14 protein-coding genes are annotated in these 14,634 nt (G+C 35.3%); 9 read left to right on the top strand and 5 right to left on the bottom strand.

Annotated elements, in window-relative coordinates; genetic code table 11:
• The first annotated feature begins 161 nt into the window (after positions 1–161).
• The gene (gene ymzB, locus GMD78_RS07740; protein ID WP_155668246.1) at positions 162–515 is read left to right on the top strand and encodes a protein YmzB; all 354 of its coding nucleotides are present in this window, start codon (positions 162–164) and stop codon (positions 513–515) included.
• A 62-nt stretch (positions 516–577) separates the two neighbouring features.
• Entirely contained in the window at positions 578–802 is a 225-nt protein-coding gene (locus tag GMD78_RS07735) for a hypothetical protein (RefSeq protein ID WP_196493757.1), read from the top strand.
• Positions 803–806: 4 nt separating this feature from the next.
• Here the strand turns inward: GMD78_RS07735 and yhbH are convergent, their stop codons facing one another.
• Complete coding sequence (gene yhbH / locus GMD78_RS07730) at positions 807–1,967, bottom strand: sporulation protein YhbH (RefSeq protein WP_155668244.1); 1,161 nt, start codon at positions 1,965–1,967, stop codon at positions 807–809.
• Between the two features lie 260 nt (positions 1,968–2,227).
• The gene (locus GMD78_RS07725) at positions 2,228–4,123 is read right to left on the bottom strand and encodes a PrkA family serine protein kinase (protein WP_155668243.1); all 1,896 of its coding nucleotides are present in this window, start codon (positions 4,121–4,123) and stop codon (positions 2,228–2,230) included.
• Between the two features lie 306 nt (positions 4,124–4,429).
• Here GMD78_RS07725 and GMD78_RS07720 point away from each other — a divergent pair, with 306 nt between their 5' ends.
• The gene (locus GMD78_RS07720) at positions 4,430–5,116 is read left to right on the top strand and encodes a DUF421 domain-containing protein (RefSeq protein WP_155668242.1); all 687 of its coding nucleotides are present in this window, start codon (positions 4,430–4,432) and stop codon (positions 5,114–5,116) included.
• A 43-nt stretch (positions 5,117–5,159) separates the two neighbouring features.
• Here GMD78_RS07720 and GMD78_RS07715 read toward each other — a convergent pair whose 3' ends face one another.
• Entirely contained in the window at positions 5,160–5,813 is a 654-nt protein-coding gene (locus GMD78_RS07715) for a DUF4328 domain-containing protein (RefSeq protein ID WP_155668241.1), read from the bottom strand.
• 13 nt (positions 5,814–5,826) lie between these two features.
• Complete coding sequence (locus tag GMD78_RS07710) at positions 5,827–6,621, bottom strand: S16 family serine protease (protein WP_155668240.1); 795 nt, start codon at positions 6,619–6,621, stop codon at positions 5,827–5,829.
• Positions 6,622–6,787: 166 nt separating this feature from the next.
• Between GMD78_RS07710 and GMD78_RS07705 the strand changes: the two genes are divergently transcribed.
• The 5 genes from GMD78_RS07705 (at position 6,788) to GMD78_RS07685 (ending at position 12,147) form a co-directional block, all read left to right on the top strand.
• Positions 6,788–7,378, top strand: coding sequence for a DNA-3-methyladenine glycosylase (locus GMD78_RS07705; protein WP_155668239.1), 591 nt, complete (start codon positions 6,788–6,790; stop codon positions 7,376–7,378).
• A gap of 268 nt (positions 7,379–7,646) precedes the next feature.
• Positions 7,647–8,339, top strand: a complete 693-nt coding sequence (locus tag GMD78_RS07700) for a response regulator transcription factor (protein ID WP_155668298.1) — start codon at positions 7,647–7,649, stop codon at positions 8,337–8,339.
• A complete protein-coding gene (locus tag GMD78_RS07695) occupies positions 8,336–9,340 on the top strand; it encodes a sensor histidine kinase (RefSeq protein WP_155668238.1) in 1,005 nt (334 codons plus the stop codon). Before GMD78_RS07700 ends, GMD78_RS07695 begins: the two co-directional genes overlap by 4 nt.
• 109 nt (positions 9,341–9,449) lie before the next feature.
• A complete protein-coding gene (locus tag GMD78_RS07690; RefSeq protein WP_155668237.1) occupies positions 9,450–10,211 on the top strand; it encodes an ABC transporter ATP-binding protein in 762 nt (253 codons plus the stop codon).
• Positions 10,201–12,147, top strand: a complete 1,947-nt coding sequence (locus GMD78_RS07685) for an FtsX-like permease family protein (protein ID WP_155668236.1) — start codon at positions 10,201–10,203, stop codon at positions 12,145–12,147. The genes GMD78_RS07690 and GMD78_RS07685 overlap by 11 nt, the downstream gene beginning before the upstream one ends.
• A 41-nt stretch (positions 12,148–12,188) precedes the next feature.
• Here the strand turns inward: GMD78_RS07685 and GMD78_RS07680 are convergent, their stop codons facing one another.
• Positions 12,189–13,517 carry a S8 family peptidase gene (locus GMD78_RS07680; RefSeq protein WP_155668235.1) on the bottom strand — a complete coding sequence of 443 codons (1,329 nt, stop codon included), beginning with the start codon at positions 13,515–13,517 and terminating at the stop codon, positions 12,189–12,191.
• Positions 13,518–13,733: 216 nt separating this feature from the next.
• Between GMD78_RS07680 and GMD78_RS07675 the strand changes: the two genes are divergently transcribed.
• Positions 13,734–14,582, top strand: a complete 849-nt coding sequence (locus GMD78_RS07675) for an FtsZ/tubulin family protein (protein ID WP_196493756.1) — start codon at positions 13,734–13,736, stop codon at positions 14,580–14,582.
• Positions 14,583–14,634 lie beyond the last annotated feature (52 nt).

Here is a 14,634-nt window from a genome sequence, read left to right as displayed (position 1 = left end):
TCTAACCATCCGAGTGCTAATCTATATTTTTAATATCATAATTGGACAATTCCTGTCAATTGTTATACATACTAACTCAAGTTAAAAATTACCACAAGGCAACATTTATTCGTCTGAATGAATGTGTTTAACAGGGATAGTCTAATAGTAGGAGGGATAATATGGACCAGAATTTCTTATCGATTGAAGAATTCAATGACTTACTACAACAATGGAATGGACAAACGATAAAAGTAACCAAACATGAAATGGATGATCTTGACCAAACCGTTTTAAACCTACAAGATATTTCTTATTCCAGAAACACACGTAGAATAGATGAATATGAGCCCATGCACACGTTACAACTAAATGGTGATGGAAACATTGCACCTGAGGCAACTAGTAATACCGAGCCACTTCCAGCCTCCATGTACGAAATCCCATTACAGGATGACTCGTTGTATGAATTTGATGGAGAAAAGTTTTTAATTAGCACTGATCGTGGTGTTTATAAGATTGAGGTAGCGGATTAAATTTGGGGGGGGTGACTTGGAATAAGCACTTCGCTGAATAAGTGAGGAGAAATGCTGAATTAGTGGGTGGATATGCTGAATTAATGGACCGAAATGCTGAATTAATGCCTCTATCTGCTGAATTAAAATCTACATCTGCTGAATTAAGATCTACATCTGCTGAATTAATGTCCGTATCTGCTGAATTAACCAAAATATCTGCTGATACCGAGAACCCGAAAACTCACCACCTAACCAAAGCACGCTCATACAATAAAAACCCCCAAACAGGGGGCTTTTTAATCTAAAAATCTAAACGAATGCTTCTTGTTTTTGAAAAAATTTCTTCATAGCATGGTACACATCTTTCTTCTCTTTCATAATATAATGACGGAACTTCTCATTATCAATAGATTGATACGCTCGCATTAGTGTGGAAGGACGATTGTATAGGTTTACTTCAGCATATCCGAACATATTCGATACATCCATAATTTCATTAACTAGTTTGATACATTTTGGATTATCGGATGTGATATTCTCTCCATCAGAAAAATGAAATGGATAGATATTATAGCGGGATGGATTGAACTTCTCATCAATTAATTCTAATGCTTTGTCATAAGCTGATGAACAAATCGTTCCTCCACTCTCTCCTTTTGAGAAAAAATGCTCTTCGGAGACGACCTTAGCTTCGGTATGATGTGCGATAAATGCAATTTCTACTGATTCATACTTCGTACGTAGGAACCGCGTCATCCAAAAGAAGAAGCTTCTTGCCATAAACTTTTCAAACGTTCCCATGGATGCGCTAGTATCCATCATAGCTAGAACAACCGCTTTAGATTCTGGCTTGATTTCTTCATTCCACGTCTTAAAACGTAGATCGTCATTATAAATTGGGGTGATTTCAGCTTTCCCTTCCGTTGCATTTCGTTTTAATGCTGTTAATATCGTTCGCTTTTTATCGATATTCCCCATCAGACCTTTTTTGCGGATATCATTAAACTCGATTTTTTCGGTAATAATTTCTTCTTGTTCCTTTTGTTTTAAATTGGGTAGTTCTAATTCCTTAAACAAAGCTTTTTCTAATTCAGCAAATGATACTTCCGCTTCATAGTAGTCCTTACCGGGCTGATCTCCAGCCTTCTTCCCTTGACCAGATCCAGTCTTGCTTTTTCCTGGTTCACGACCAACTACATCACCAACTTGACTGTCACCATCACCTTGGCCTATATGCTTTTGCTTGTTGTGATTATAGCGAATTTTGTACTCATCCAAAGAACGAATTGGAATTTTCACTACATCGCGTCCATTAGACATTATAATGCTTTCTTCACTAATTAAGTCTGGCAAATTATTTTTAATGGCTTCCTTTACTTTGTCCATATGACGTTGTTGATCTTGAAAGCCTTTGCGATGGAGGGACCAGTCTTCCTTGGAGACAACAAAACTCTTACTTTGATCCTGCAATACCTTTCCCTCCTATACTTTTATTAAAATATCATATAACCAAAATAGGTTTGTTATGATATTTCTTTATCTTATGCATGAAGATGTATATTATTGCATTACCATATCCTATTTTTGTTTTTAGAATACTTGGCTTTTTGCCAAGTGTTTTTGGCAAAAACCTTAGTTGCACTTATGCAGCATAAGAAAAGCTTATACTTCTTTTCTGTTAAAAAATAACAAGACTAACGAAATGTCAGTCTTGTTATATTCCTTTGTTATTATCTGTTCAATAAACTTCCAACATACCGCAATAATTCATTTGCAGAAACAGAATTATATCCGTATTCATCAATTAATCGAGCAATAACTTCATTGATTTTCTTCAACTGAGATTCATCTGGTGTTTTAGAAGACGTAGTGATTTTCACGACATCTTTTAAATCCGCAAATAGCTTCTTCTGTATCGCTTCGCGTAAACGTTCATGAGAGTTATAATCAAATTTCTTCCCTTTTCGTGCGTATGCAGATATACGAATAAGAATTTCTTCTCGGAAGCCTTTTTTCGCGTTTTCAGAGATCCCTATTTGTTCTTCAATGGAACGCATTAATTTCTCATCAGGATTCATTTCTTCACCAGTTAGTGGATCTCGTAATTTATTTTTATTACAATATGCCTCAACATTATCTAAATAATTATCCATTAATGATTTAGCTGATTCTTCATACGAATAAACAAATGCCTTCTGTACTTCCTTCTTAGCAATTTCATCATATTCTTTTCTTGCGATAGAGATATAATTCATATACCTCTCTTTATCCTCCTGAGAAATAGATGCATGCTGGTCTAATCCATCTTTCAGTGAACGTAATACATCAAGCGCATTGATTGACGGCACTTCTTTTCGAATGATCGTCGATGAAATCCTATTAATTACATACCGCGGATCAATTCCGTTCATTCCTTCATCCGAAAATTCCTTGCGAAGTTCATCCACATCCATTTGATTAAACCCTTCTACACTATCTCCATCATAAAGGCGCATTTTCTTTACAAGGTCTACGCCTTGTTTCTTAGATTCTTTCAGCCGAGTTAGTATCGAGAAAATCGCTGCAACCCGCAGTGCATGCGGTGCAATATGCACATGAGCCATATCACTTTCATTAATCATTTTTTCATAAATTCTCTCTTCCTCACTTACCCTCAGGTTGTAAGGAATCGGCATCACAATAATTCTAGAATGCAGTGCTTCATTCTTTTTATTCGAAATAAACGAGCGATATTCCGCTTCGTTTGTGTGAGCCACAATCAATTCATCTGCGCTAATTAACGCGAATCTACCTGCTTTAAAATTGCCTTCCTGTGTAAGAGATAATAAATGCCAAAGAAACTTCTCATCACATTTAAGCATTTCTTGAAACTCCATCATACCACGGTTGGCTTTATTCAATTCACCATCGAAGCGATAGGCACGGGGATCTGATTCGGATCCATACTCAGCAATCGTAGAAAAATCAATACTACCTGTTAAATCTGCGATATCCTGTGATTTCGGATCTGAAGGGCTAAATGTTCCAATGCCAACTCGTTTATCTTCAGAAAGAAATATTCTTTCTACTTTTACGTCTTCAATTTGACCATTATATTCCTTTTCTAAGCGCATCGTATTTAAAGGAGAAAGGCTTCCCTCAATACGAATGCCATATTCTTTGAAAAAATCCTCTCGTAAATGATTCGGAATAAGGTGTAATGGATCTTCATGCATTGGACAGCCCTTAATCGCATACACCGCGCCTTCTTCTGTTCTAGAGTATTGTTCTAGACCTCGCTTTAGCATGGTTACAATAGTTGATTTTCCTCCACTAACAGGTCCCATTAAAAGCAATATTCGCTTACGTACATCTAGTCGTTTTGCAGCAGGATGAAAATATTCCTCTACTAATCTTTCAATAGCATCCTCTAGTCCAAAGATTTCTTCACCGAAGAATTTATACATTTTCTTGCCATTTCTTTCGGCTAAACCAGAGGCTTTAATCATATTATACACACGTGAATGTGCGGTTTGGGCAACTTCAGGTCGCTCCTTCACAATCTCTAAATACTCCGCGAATGTTCCTTCCCACTGCAAACGTCTCTCTTCTTCCCGATAGCTCTTCACTTTGCTTAAAATGTCCATCGAATTCCCTCCATATAGGTCGCGGTATTTATACATCCTATGCAAGAATCGGTTTCAAGATTCCGACAAGTTTTTTTCTGGAAGCTTGTCTATTGCCAAGCTTCGTTGCGCAGATGCAGGATATGAAAATTTATATCTTTTTATATTCTATAGGCAAAACTCATTATTTACTTACACCTATGATTAATAAACTAGTTTTCTACAAATCAAGCGAGATATTAGATGAAAGAATAAAATCTTTAAAACTGACAAAACTGTATATTGGTGATCTATAACTAGATCAATATAGTTTTAGGAGCGGAATGTATGGAATTAAACGTAATGGACCTAACTATAAAAGTGGTTGTTGGTTTCTTTTTACTATTTTTCATCACAAAAATACTGGGTAAAACCACGATTAAACAGTTAACACCCTTTGACTTTATTACTGCTATTGTTTTATCTGAATTACTAGGAAATGGCATATATGAAGAAAATGTATCCTTAATAAATATTTTTCACACTGTATTCTTATGGGGAATTCTCATGATTATGATGGAGAAGGGCTTATTAAAATTTAAAGGTTTACGAGGATTTTGGGAAGGAAATCCCTCCATAATTATTCGTGATGGCAAAATAGATCGATATCAGTTAAAAAAGAATCGGATGAATATTAACCAGCTCCTAAGCCTGTTAAGACAAAGTGAGATTTTTTCCATACGTGAAGTTGCTTATGCCGTCCTAGAGACGAATGGTTCCATAAGTATTCTAAAGAAGCATACGTATCAAAAAGTTACGGTGAAGGACTTAAACTTACCACCTCAACCAGCTTACCCAAGTACGACATTAATTATGGATGGAGAAATAATAGCGGATAATGTGAAAAGCTTAGGCTATAACCAAAGCTGGCTTGATAACCAACTTAAAAGGAAAGGATATAATAGTAGCAAGGAAGTACTTTATGCTGATTGGTTATCAACGGATGGAATCTATGTCATTCCCTATGAAACTTAAAATAGGGAGACAGTATACCTGTTGGTACTGCCTCCCTAGGTAATTATAATGGCTTTTCAAGCTCCATTGTTTCCTCACTTATTACTTCACCAGGTAGTTCTTCTGATTCTGCCTCCGCAATATATTCAGCACCCATGATATTTAAAGATTCAAAGATGGATTTAGTCATCATTAAAAAGACAACCATTAATACTGCATCCAATACATAGGATAAAAAGAGTACATGATCATTGAAGATTAACTCTGCACCAATTAATCGATTTAAAAGATCCGTTACAAAAAATAATATGTAATAAAAAGGAATTAATAATCCTATTCGCTTCGCATGTTTTGCTGTACTGGTATTTCCTTTTAAAAAGTCCACCATAGTCGAAAAGATATTCCACAATCCATATAAGTTATACACCGGTATCAATATTCTAGCTAATGCACCAGAAGGTTTAATAGGATAAGTTGCATTTAAATTTCGTAGATCTTTATGAACTTTGTAAATCCATACTAAATAAAGAATGATTGTTATGATCCATATAATTACATTAATAATAGTAACCGCTTGGTCAATGATCGAAATAGATAGAAAAACCTCGTAGAAATAAGCATAAAAAAATGTTGTCACAACTAAAATACTACTTAGTACCATACCAAGGGTTAAAAATAGTTTTAACATATTACCGGTTGTTTTACTTGTAATTTCCATGATTTCCTCCCTATTATGGCAGATTTCTCAAGTATATTATGGCATCCTCTAATGTTTCCACTGCCACGACTCTTACATCAAGTCCCTCTTCTGCTATTACTTGTTCTGCCTCTACCTCATTGCTTAAACTAATGTCATAATAATATTGTTTATCCTTTGGAATAAAGAAAATATCTACCCCATTGTTCTCTGCAGTTAGCAATTTTTGCCGAATACCGCCTATTGAACCAACGGAATGATCTGCTTCCATCGTTCCAGTTCCAGCAATTACATAGGTTCCATCCTTTGAAAAATCTTCTTGATTTAACTCTTCGACTAAACCAATCGCAATCATTAATCCAAAGGAATCTCCACTATACTGCGCAGAACTATTTGTAATTTCCCATACACGATCCAAAAAATCGTCTGAAGAAGGATCCGCCAACTGATCAAAGCTTGCACTTTCCACGGCATTAACAATGGTATCTTCCTTAAATTGGTCACCCATTTCCTCGTAGTACTCATAGGCAATTAAGTCCTGCTCATCTAACGGGATAAATTCCATATCATCATATAACATTTCTAAGGTGATTCTCTCATAATAATTATTTGTCAATCCAGATTCCACATAAGTGAAATACACACTACCATCAATTCCTAATTCTTCAACGGAGCTAATTCCGCCTGTAGCTATAAATTCTGCATGATATGGTTTTAGTAACAGAATGGTGATACCGATTGTTACTAAAAGTATGATAAAACTAGCAACATACTCCTTTTTCTTAAGCAAATTTATCCATGAGTTTGTTTTGTCTTTTTTATCTGCCAATCCCCCTTTACCTCCTCTCTTTCTATCTATCGTACAAACCTTCAGAAATTTAAAGAGTTATCTAAAGATTATTGACACCCCCCTTACCATATTTCTTTTTTGGAGATATACATTTTCTTTTGTTATATTTAAGGCAAAACTAAAAAATACAAGGACGATGATAACGATGGATTGGCATTTACAATCATTAGACGTAGATTTCTATTCTCAACCTACTATAGATTTAGCTAAATCTTTACTTGGCTGTATCCTAGTGAAGGAAACAAAAGATGGGATCACATCAGGTTTTATCGTGGAAACAGAGGCATACTTAGGGGAATATGACCAAGCTGCTCATAGCTACAGAAACCGTAGAACAAAACGAACGGAAATTATGTTTGATCAGCCTGGCATGGTATACACCTATACAATGCACACTCACTGTCTAGTTAATGTGGTAAGTGGAAAAGTTAATCAACCGGAAGCAGTACTCATTCGTGCAGTGGAGCCATATAGGGGGATTCATATAATGTTACAAAGACGCCCAGTAAAGAAATTCCAAAACCTTACCAGTGGTCCTGGAAAGCTTACCAAAGCACTAGGTATAACCATGGAAGATTATGGACAATCCTTCTTAGAACCTCCGTTATACATAGCAAAAGGAAAAAAGCCCGGGAAGATAGCCCAAGGGAAACGAATCGGTATTGATAATTCTGGTGAAGCAAGGGATTATCCCTATCGATTTTGGATTCCGAATAATCCGTTTGTTTCTAAGTAAATAAATGTTGAGCATGAATTTGATCATTACATAATTATATAGGTTGTGTATTTAAGATAGCCATACTCGCTTGAACTATAATTGCTTTTCCATCTCCTTCAAATTTTCTTACGTTGTTCATGTAACAACTATTTTCAGCAAAGCTCCTCTTTTCCTTACCTGATTTCTAACTATTTCGGAACAGTTCACTAATTCATTTACACATAAGCTACAAACATATTACTATAGTATGTAGATGTAGTTACTAATAGAAAATGTGGTGAAACCATTGTTTAATATTATGCTTATTGAAGACGATACAACTTTATTTCATGAAATAAAGGAACGATTATCGCAGTGGTCATATACCGTACATGGTGTTAATGATTTCGATCAAGTGATCCAAGAATTTTCCAGCCTTAAACCTGATTTAGTCATTATCGATATTCAACTTCCTAAATTCGATGGGTTTCATTGGTGTAGGATGATTCGATCTCATTCAAATGTACCAATAATTTTTTTATCATCACGTGACCACCCTACAGATATGGTCATGTCTATGCAGCTTGGAGCAGATGACTTTATCCAGAAACCATTTCACTTCGATGTCTTAATTGCAAAAATTCAAGCTGTGCTTCGCCGTGTATACAACTATAATACAGAGCAGCAAATGGCGTTTAAAACCTGGTGCGGTGCAACAGTTGACTTTTTAAAGAACACGGTCACAAATAATAATGGAGATATAGAACTTACTAAAAATGAAATGTATATTTTAAAGTTTCTTATCGAAAGAAAGAATACGATCGTAAGTCGAGAGGAATTAATTAAAAGTCTATGGGAGGACGAACGTTTTGTTAGTGATAATACGTTAACTGTCAATGTCAATCGATTACGAAAAAAGCTTGAAGAACTTGGATTAGGTAACTATATAGAGACTAAGGTTGGCCAGGGGTACATGGCTAAGGAAGAGAAAACTGTATGATCAAACAATATTTAATAGAACGGCTAAGTTGGATCATTTTCTTTATGATCCTACAGTTATTCATTATATTTATGGGGGTTATTGACGCTTCTATACCTATCTCGTCTCTATTGTATATTGTCTTTTTATCGATGCTAGGATTTATTATCTTTTTAGTTATTCGATATAACAAAGAAACGAAATTTTATCGAAGTTTAAACGAGTGGGATAGTACACATGAATTAAACAATATTTCCTCTGCTGAAAGTCCGTTTGAAAAACTTACTGAGAAAAGAATTAACCAACAAACGGAACATTACAAAGATGAATTAGATCAACAACTAACTAACCTAGAACAAGAAAAGGATGAACTCCTATCATGGATTCATGAAGTAAAAACACCGCTCACTACCATGCAGTTAATGATTGATCGGGTAGAGCAAGAAACCTTAAGATCCCAGTTACAATATGAGTGGCTACGAATCCATTTATTAGTAGACCGACAGCTGCATCAAAAGCGGATGCCATTTATCCATAATGATATATACATAGAAAAAACGATCATGGATCCTCTCATCAACCAAGAAATTAAAGCTCTTAAGTCTTGGTGCTTTCAAAAAGGCATTGGGTTTGATGTATCTCTAGAAGTATCTGAAGTATTAACAGATGCAAAATGGTTAGCATTTTTAATTCGTCAGCTATTAACAAATGCCGTAAAATACAGTGAATCAAGTGACATTATCATTAAAAGTTATCAAAAGAATGACCAGACTTATTTAGAAATTCGAGATTACGGACGTGGTATTGAACCTAAGGATATGACGCGCATATTTGATAAAGGGTTCACATCAACAGCGAACCATAAAGATAATGCTTCTACTGGTATGGGCCTATATCTGGCACAGAAAGTTTCAGCTTCTTTAAAAATAAAAATCACGGTTCAATCAACCGTTGGAGAGGGTTCTGTTTTTACGTTATCCTTTCCGAAGAAAAATGAGTTTGTTCAAATAACAGGCATGTGACGATATTGTCACATGCCTGCTTTACTTGTTAGGTTAATAAAAGGAAATTGTCGCCAATGTTGGTTAAGATAATGATTAGATAGATGAATCAAGAAAGGATGAATATCATTTGAATATATTAGAAGCAACTAAAATTGATAAACATTATGGAAACAAATTTAATAAACAAGAAGTACTAAAAGGAATAGACATTCATGTAGAAAAGGGCGAATTTCTTAGTATCATGGGAGCATCCGGTTCAGGAAAAACAACTTTATTAAATGTTCTTTCTTCCATTGACTCTCCAACAAAAGGAACGATTACAATTGATGGCCAAGTGTTTACAAGAATGCGAGAAAAACAGCTAGCAGAATTTAGAAAGCATCATTTAGGATTTATCTTCCAAGAGTATAATTTATTGGATACCTTAACCGTAAAGGAAAATATTCTATTACCTTTATCCATTAAGAAGATTTCTAAGAAAGAAGCAGACCAAAGGTTCAATACAGTTGCCACAGAGCTTGGTATATTGGATATAAAAAATAAATATCCTAATGAGATATCTGGTGGACAAAAGCAACGCACCTCTGCTGCAAGAGCTTTCATCCATGATCCAAGTATTATTTTTGCCGATGAGCCAACTGGAGCACTTGATTCCAAATCAGCATCTGATTTATTAAATAAATTAAGCGACTTGAATCAAAAAAGAGAAGCCTCCATCGTTATGGTTACGCATGATCCACTTGCAGCAAGCTACAGCAATAGAGTTGTTTTTATAAAGGATGGCCAAATCTACACCCAGTTAAATAAGGGTGATCAACCAAGACAAGCATTTTTCCAGGACATCATCAAAACACAAGGTGTATTAGGTGGGGTTCAGCATGAACATTAATCAGCTCATCTATCGGAATTTGAAAAAGAACATTAAAAACTACTACTTATATGTATTTGCGTTAATATTTAGTGTTGCACTATATTTTGCGTTTGTTACCCTGCAATATGACCCAGCCATGGATGAAACAAAGGACTCTATTAAAGGCGCTGCGGCGATTAAAACAGCCTCTGTTTTTCTAATTATTATCGTTTCGACATTTTTATTATATGCGAATACCATGTTTATTAAGCGTCGAAGCAAAGAGATTGGTTTATTTCAATTAATCGGGATGACAAAAGGAAAGATTTTTCAAATTTTAAGCATAGAAAATGTTCTCCTTTATTTTGGCTCGATGTTCATTGGAATATTACTTGGATTTTCTGTATCACGCTTGATTATGATGATTTTAATTAAAATCACTGGAATAGAAGCAGAAGCTACGTTATCATTTTCAACCAATGCTTTCATACAAACAATTATCGTATTTCTGTGTATCTATCTTCTAATCATGTTAATGAATTTTATCTTTATCAAAAGACAGAGTATCCTGTCATTATTTCAAATCATATCTAGTACGGAACAAAGGATTACAAAAATGTCGATCCTCCAAATAATCATAGGTATTCTTGGAATTGGATTCATCTCGTTTGGCTATTACCTGTCATCCAGATTATTTAGCGGAGATTTTGTAGGAATGAACGAATTGTTTATTGCCATGGCAACGATATTAGGATCTGTCATCCTGGGAACCTACCTATTTTATAAGGGGTCTGTAAGCTTTATTTTTAATCTGATTAGAAAAAAGAAAGATGGTTACGTCAATATAAATGATGTATTATCTCTTTCTTCTATTATGTTTCGAATGAAATCTAATTCATTATTATTAACGATTATTACAACCGTATCTGCCTTAGCAATCGGCTTATTATCATTAAGCTATATCTCTTATTATTCAGCAGAAAAAACCGCTGAACAATCGGTACCAAACCACTTTTCAATTCCTGACGTTGGAAATGCAAAGAAATTTACGAATAAGCTTGAAAGGAATCAAATTGATTATTCGTCGACCCAGGTTCAATTTATATTGTCTCATGCTGATATAAGTAATATTATTGAAGGATATGACGAGACAAATATGAATTATGACACTGGCAATACTACCATGACAGTTATAAGTGAATATGAGATTGATGACTTAGATATTCAAGAAAATGAAACTATTTTTATTAACTCTAATGATGCTCTTCTGCAATTTATGTCCTTTAAGGATTCGGGGGATATTAAACTATCTGGGAAGAATCAGTCAATCGAACTGGATTACTTAAGAATTGAAGATAAAAGCATCCTTCCAACACGTATAACAGGTGGAGGATTTCCAGTAGCTGTTGTGGATCATCAGGTTTTTCTTCAGTTATTAGAAGACATCGATCCTTCTATCCAAGGTGAATTCACAGAGTATGTTGGGGTCGATATTACTCAAAGAAATCAATTAGACCATGCAGATGAGATTTTTCAAGAAACCATTGGTAAATGGGCAGGGCATGAATCTAGACTAGAAGTCAGTACAGCTCAAAAACAAAACATGGGACTCATCATGTTTATTGTAGGCTTTTTAGGACTAAGCTTTTTAGTAACTTCCGGGTGCATCCTTTACTTTAAACAGATGGATGAAAGTGAAGAAGAAAAATCAAGTTATACCATTTTACGAAAACTTGGATTTACACAAAGGGACTTATTAAGAGGGATACGTGCAAAACAATTGATCAATTTTGGAATCCCTTTACTAGTAGGGCTAAGCCATAGTTATTTTGCTGTTAAATCTGGATGGTTTTTCTTCGGTACGGAGCTTTGGGCACCAATGATAATTGTAATGCTACTTTACGCAGTACTTTATTCCATTTTTGCTATTCTATCCGTACTCTATTATAAGAGAGTAATCAAAGAAGCACTTTAATAGTAGCTCCAGCCTCTATGGGTTGGAGCTACCTTATTTATTTAGGAAGGGATTGTATTTTCTGCATGAATATATCCTGCACCATATACATTAGGGTCACCATTTCCCCAGTTATCTGCACGCTCCATCAACATTGATTTCACTTGCTCAGGTGTTAAATCACGGTTATTCTCTAATATCAAAGCTACTACACCTGCACAAATTGGAGTGGCCATCGATGTTCCAGATAAGACCATATAGTTTCCTTCTACTCTTGCACTTTTTTGTACTTTATCTAGATAAGATCCTGGTGCACGTAAGGAGATAATATTTACACCCGGGGCAACTACATCAGGCTTCGTTTCACCATGAATGGTTGGTCCTCGACTAGAAAAACTAGCAATCTCATCATCCTCACGATTAACGGTATCCTGATCATCCATTGCACCAACCGTAATGACTTTATCACTAATTCCTGGGCTGGCTATTGTGCTTCTATTTGGCCCCTCATTTCCAGCAGCTACACAAACTACTATTCCTTCTTCCCATGCCGCTTCTACTATTTGCACCATTGGGTCATCATCTTCATCAGGATAAGCTGGATTTGCAGGACTACCAAGTGACATAGATAAAACATTAATTCCCAACGTATCTTTATTATCAATAGCCCATTGAACACCCTCCATTACTGTATCTAGAGAACCAGATCCCATCCGGTCCAGAACCTTTATTCCAACAACATCAGCTTTGGGAGCTGGGCCAGCATATCTTCCATCTGACATACTACCATCTCCTGCAGCATCACCAGCACAGTGTGTGCCATGACCATTGTCATCGTAAGGTTCTGTACGGTTATTGACAAAATCTCTAAATCCTTTTATTCTTCCTTCTAAATCTTCATGGGGATGGATACCCGTATCAATAACTGCAATAGTTACATCCTCACCAGTCAGTTCCGTATTATCCCTCACGACATTTTGCGCATGAACGGAGGGTGTTGCAACATCTAATAATGCTTTAACCTCTCGATTATAATAGACTTTTTGAATATGATTACACGTGGAAAGTAATTCTTCCAATGCCTTAGGAGTAACGGTTGCACTACAGGACCCTATACATTTAAATTCCTTACCTTGTTTACACCTGAAGTGATTTCCAACAATATCTTTAACCTGTTCAAAATCCTCTTCTATTATATGATCATTGTTATTTTGAAATTGTATGATTACAGGAATTTTTTTCGTATTTTTCAACCAATTTTCAAATGGTCGGTGTAAAAAACAAGGGGTTCTTTTGAAAGGTCGATACAGATGAAGACACTCTTCTCTTAAATATCGATCTAAGCGATCTGCATTGTTTCTAACCATCTGTACCATTGAAAATCCAAACATCTCTTCTCCTCCTTTCTACTAGATAATGCTAATCTATGAAAAAGAAGTTGAAGAGGGGCGGTGTTTGTCCATGAATATATAAAAATAGTATAAATGACATCAAGTAGGCTATTTTCCTTTCTTCAACAAAACTAGTTGATTTTCTCAACATAAACTGACAAGTTTTATACGATTTATTAGATATAATGATGAAAAAGCAGAGTTGGGAGAGGCACTATGAATAGAACTTTTGGTCTTTTTAAAATTGATTCAGACTTCTCGGACAAGAAACAATCTATTATTGCAGAGCTTGAGAGAGAGGATCTATGCTTTTATCGTTTCATTGGCGGAAATACTAGTGAAACAGAAGAACTTACTCGTAAGCTAAAAGCATTGCGAGAAAAAAAGTCACTATTAATTGGCATCTTCCGCTTTCCATTTCGATTTGAAGGAAAGAAAAGATTTCAAACAGCAACAAAACAATACTTTATTATGAAGGATATTTGTGATGCTATTATTTTCTTTGATAGTGATGGTCTAATGGAAACAATTGATTCAAAAACAAGTATTCGAGAGGCTAACCTTACCTTTAATGCGATAGAAGAGCGTACCATTCATACACTTCGAGACATGGTGGAGAAAACTGGTGAAATAAATATCGATTACCGAGATATTGAAACGTTTATTAAACGAAAAAAAGGACCTTTATTTCTACATACCGTAGAAGGCAAGTCCTTCGATGAACCATTAAAGTATTTAATTTCTACTCCGTATCTACCGGAGGATTTTACAGATGGAGAACAACTAATCATTGATATAGGGTATACCAGAGATGTCGATATGGAGGCTTTTCGACAAATCAATTTACGTCTAAACGACTTATTTTCTAAAGCAGACCTATTTAAAGTTGGATCCTACTTTATTGATAAGCCTGGACAACGATTTACCATTACATTACTTGTAAATGGAATTGAAGATCCGATAGAGAATACCCAAGGTGACAATATAAAAGTCCCAAAGTATAAGGAATTATTTAAGAAATGGCAGCTATTCACAGAAAACGGAAGGAAAAATATAAACTATTAAAAAGCTAGCCCATCGCAAGACGATCGGCAGCATTTTTTTTTGCTGTATCGAC

Origin of the sequence: Ornithinibacillus caprae (genome assembly GCF_009728145.1) — a bacterium.
GTDB lineage: Bacteria > Bacillota > Bacilli > Bacillales > Amphibacillaceae > Ornithinibacillus > Ornithinibacillus caprae.
This window is presented reverse-complemented; position numbering and strand designations above follow the sequence as displayed.

Excerpts from the sequence above, each read along its gene's own strand:
- GMD78_RS07675 (WP_196493756.1), top strand. The coding sequence starts at position 13,734 with ATGAATAGAACTTTTGGTCTTTTTAAAATTGATTCAGACTTCTCGGAC.
- GMD78_RS07680 (WP_155668235.1), bottom strand. The coding sequence starts at position 13,517 with ATGTTTGGATTTTCAATGGTACAGATGGTTAGAAACAATGCAGATCGC.
- GMD78_RS07705 (WP_155668239.1), top strand. The coding sequence starts at position 6,788 with ATGGATTGGCATTTACAATCATTAGACGTAGATTTCTATTCTCAACCT.
- GMD78_RS07715 (WP_155668241.1), bottom strand. The coding sequence starts at position 5,813 with ATGGAAATTACAAGTAAAACAACCGGTAATATGTTAAAACTATTTTTA.
- GMD78_RS07720 (WP_155668242.1), top strand. The coding sequence starts at position 4,430 with ATGGAATTAAACGTAATGGACCTAACTATAAAAGTGGTTGTTGGTTTC.
- ymzB (WP_155668246.1), top strand. The coding sequence starts at position 162 with ATGGACCAGAATTTCTTATCGATTGAAGAATTCAATGACTTACTACAA.
- GMD78_RS07725 (WP_155668243.1), bottom strand. The coding sequence starts at position 4,123 with ATGGACATTTTAAGCAAAGTGAAGAGCTATCGGGAAGAAGAGAGACGT.
- GMD78_RS07695 (WP_155668238.1), top strand. The coding sequence starts at position 8,336 with ATGATCAAACAATATTTAATAGAACGGCTAAGTTGGATCATTTTCTTT.
- GMD78_RS07685 (WP_155668236.1), top strand. The coding sequence starts at position 10,201 with ATGAACATTAATCAGCTCATCTATCGGAATTTGAAAAAGAACATTAAA.